The sequence below is a fragment of the Eubacterium sp. genome (genome assembly GCF_057858645.1).
Genome location: NZ_DBLZZO010000053.1, coordinates 1 through 2,736, shown reverse-complemented (window position 1 = coordinate 2,736; position 2,736 = coordinate 1). Strand labels below are relative to the sequence as shown.

Annotated in this window: 4 protein-coding genes and 1 pseudogene; 2 read left to right on the top strand and 3 right to left on the bottom strand. The window is 30.3% G+C overall.

Annotated features, from left to right (window positions below; translation table 11 throughout):
- Positions 1–173: 173 nt before the first annotated feature.
- Together ACZM4J_RS12150 and ACZM4J_RS12145 are read right to left on the bottom strand one after the other, a co-directional pair.
- The gene (locus ACZM4J_RS12150) at positions 174–389 is read right to left on the bottom strand and encodes a transposase (protein WP_412334651.1); all 216 of its coding nucleotides are present in this window, start codon (positions 387–389) and stop codon (positions 174–176) included.
- A gap of 20 nt (positions 390–409) precedes the next feature.
- On the bottom strand, positions 410–709 hold the full coding sequence (locus ACZM4J_RS12145; RefSeq protein WP_428244737.1) for a transposase family protein: 300 nt from the start codon (positions 707–709) through the stop codon (positions 410–412).
- 820 nt (positions 710–1,529) lie between these two features.
- Here ACZM4J_RS12145 and ACZM4J_RS12140 point away from each other — a divergent pair.
- Together ACZM4J_RS12140 and ACZM4J_RS12135 are read left to right on the top strand one after the other, a co-directional pair.
- Positions 1,530–1,757 carry a hypothetical protein gene (locus ACZM4J_RS12140; RefSeq protein WP_022164940.1) on the top strand — a complete coding sequence of 76 codons (228 nt, stop codon included), beginning with the start codon at positions 1,530–1,532 and terminating at the stop codon, positions 1,755–1,757.
- Positions 1,754–2,437, top strand: a complete 684-nt coding sequence (locus ACZM4J_RS12135; protein ID WP_412334654.1) for an immunoglobulin-like domain-containing protein — start codon at positions 1,754–1,756, stop codon at positions 2,435–2,437. The genes ACZM4J_RS12140 and ACZM4J_RS12135 overlap by 4 nt, the downstream gene beginning before the upstream one ends.
- A 162-nt stretch (positions 2,438–2,599) precedes the next feature.
- Here the strand turns inward: ACZM4J_RS12135 and ACZM4J_RS12130 are convergent.
- Positions 2,600–2,736: pseudogene (locus tag ACZM4J_RS12130) on the bottom strand (IS256 family transposase); the annotation flags it as partial.

Sequence of the window (2,736 nt, the reverse complement as noted above, 5' to 3'; positions counted from 1 at the left end):
AAGCGAACGCTTAAAATAAAACAGAAGCAATCCCAGAATGATGCTTGCATCAGGAAGAGGTTGCTTCTGTTTTATTTTGGCGACGTTCATTTGAAAAATGCGGCTCTTTGTCAAGCATGGGGGTAACCCAAGTTTATAACCAGGTTGTGAATAACATTCATAACCTGGTATTTTTAAATCGAAGTCATTAGAATCCTGTTTCTAAAATTCTCAAAATTTCTAAATCCATAAGCATTTCGCTTAATCACCTTAATCTTATTATTTGTACCTTCAGTAAATCCATTAGAATATGGACAATCAAATGCATTGAGTATGCGTCGGCTCCGCTTGAAATATTTTCTTTTAAATGAAAGCATTTCCTTTTGAATGCGTTTTCTGACATTTTCCAAAGCCCACGTAACGTATCTGACTACGTGAAATCAATCAATAACAATGGTGGCATTAGGAAAAAATGTTTTACACAACAATCACAATGACATCTGCGTTTGGAATAAAAAAGTAATACATTTTTTCCGAGTATTGGAGTATCTTTTATAATTGATTTACGATAGTCGTGAACCTTGTTTGTTATGGCACCACAATTTGGACAAACATGATCACGTCTTTCTAATTTGAAGGAAATACATATATTTTCAGGTGTAGATTCCACATTTGTTATAATTAAGTCTTTTATTTCTAAGATATTTGATATAAAATCATTGTTAGGCATAGGCGACCTCCTTTGTGTTATTTTGTGGTGATTTAATTATAATGGATTTGGGTGTCTATGCCTATTTTTTTATGTAAAAATATAAAGGCTCTAAACTTTCCCCCCAAGTAAAGTTTAGAACCTATATAGATATCAGTTTGCAGGGGATTAGTAAAATATTTTTAAATTGTTCATAGACATTGGTGTCTAGTGAAAGATATTTGGTATTTCTCGCTTTACATCGTGTTCTTACATTCCTAAATAGAGTAACCTGTAAGTGTGAGGGAGGAGTAAACTGGATTCGAAGAAAATAGGATTATTTTTAGAACAACTTCGGAAGGCAAAGGGAATGTGTACATAAGCAGTTTTTTGAATATTAATATTGACAGATGCCATGTGAAGTTGGACTTGACAATATAGGAAGGAAAGATTACTATGAAATTATAATCAGTAACAGAGAGCGGAAAAAAGATAATGGAGTATTAGTCAAAATACTATAAAATTTTATTGGTCAATTAAGCATACTAATACAATAAATATATGTATATTCACGGAATACAAAAAGCATAAATAATATGTACGAACATGTGCTATAATAATTATTCAAAAAGTATGCGAAATTTATTGATAAAAACAAAATATAAAATCAAATTATTTTTGTTGAGATTCATATATGGAGAAATAAAAATGGCGGATTTGTAAATAGTTGGAGTTGTCAATTATAAATGACAAGATGACAGAACTAGGATGTCAAATATGAGAAAAAGGGGGTTTTTACCATAGAGAATTCACAAAAATATTATATATTACTATTAAATTTATGGTGTATAAGTAGGTAAATATGAGTAAATTTGCAAAGCATTTAATAGTTGGTATGTTAACGATGCTGTTTCTTAGTTTTACGGTCACGATTTATGCAGAAGAGCACGATTTGGTAATGTATGATTATGTTAATAAGACAGAATATCAATATTCTTCGCAAATAGATTTCGACGTAACAGAGAAAACAAAAGTGGCAGAAAAAAATAGTGAAAAAGTTGCATTAGAATATAGGAGGAATGTTGAATGAATAAAAAAAGAATAGTATACTTACTGTTAATTGTAATGTTTTGTCAATTAGTTAGTATACAAGAAAGTAGTGCTGCAACAAAAGATAAAGAAATAGGATTTTCAACTAAAAAAATAACTGTTACAGAGGGAAAGAAAATCAATATAAGATTAAAAAAAACAACAAAAAAAGTTAAATGGAAAGTAACAAATAAAAAAGTAGTTAAATTAATAAGAAAAAAAGGAAAAAGAAACAATATAATTACGATAAAAGGTAAAAAAAAGGGGACATGTAGGATAACGGCTAAGTGTGGGAAAAAGAAATATAGTATTAAAGTTATAGTAAAACCAAAGGAAGCAAACATTAGTAATAGCAACAAAAAGATTGAAGCAAAAGTGGTAAAAAATGTTATTTCGAAAACAGATGATTTAGAGATAATAGTTAAAAATATAGGAAAAGAAACATACTATATTAGTCACGAACCGGGCAGATTAGAAAGAAAGGAAGGTAGTAATTATGTTGAATTAAAATTGAAAAATAATGTAAATTGGATAGAAACTGCCTTGATTTTATGCAGTGGTCAGGAGAAGAAAATAAATATTCCGATTAATGCATATTACGAGAGTGTAACTTCAGGCAACTATAGATACACTAAAAAAATTGGTAAAGAAAATGTAAGTGTTGAATTCAAAATAGATTAATTGGTAACTGTGTGTGAAATATACGAGAAGAAGACTTGGCAGAATATTCAAATTTGTTCCCTAAATATTTATAGGAAACAGAGAGGCTCTTTGTCAAGCATGGGGGTAACCCAAGTTTATAACCAGGTTGTGAATAACATTCATAACCTGGTATTTTTTATGCTATTCAGGCAAACGGCCTTCGTACATAATGCTCAATTCTCCATACACCTGAGCCCAGTTTCTTAAGGTCGTTGTCCATTTTTTCGTTGCTTCAAAGGTTGAAAGGTACAGTGCTTTCAGCAATGCCTTATCACTTG

Bases quoted from the DNA above. Each gene is read 5' to 3' on its own strand.
- ACZM4J_RS12135 (WP_412334654.1), top strand. From the start codon at position 1,754: ATGAATAAAAAAAGAATAGTATACTTACTGTTAATTGTAATGTTTTGT.
- ACZM4J_RS12145 (WP_428244737.1), bottom strand. From the start codon at position 709: ATGCCTAACAATGATTTTATATCAAATATCTTAGAAATAAAAGACTTA.
- ACZM4J_RS12140 (WP_022164940.1), top strand. From the start codon at position 1,530: ATGAGTAAATTTGCAAAGCATTTAATAGTTGGTATGTTAACGATGCTG.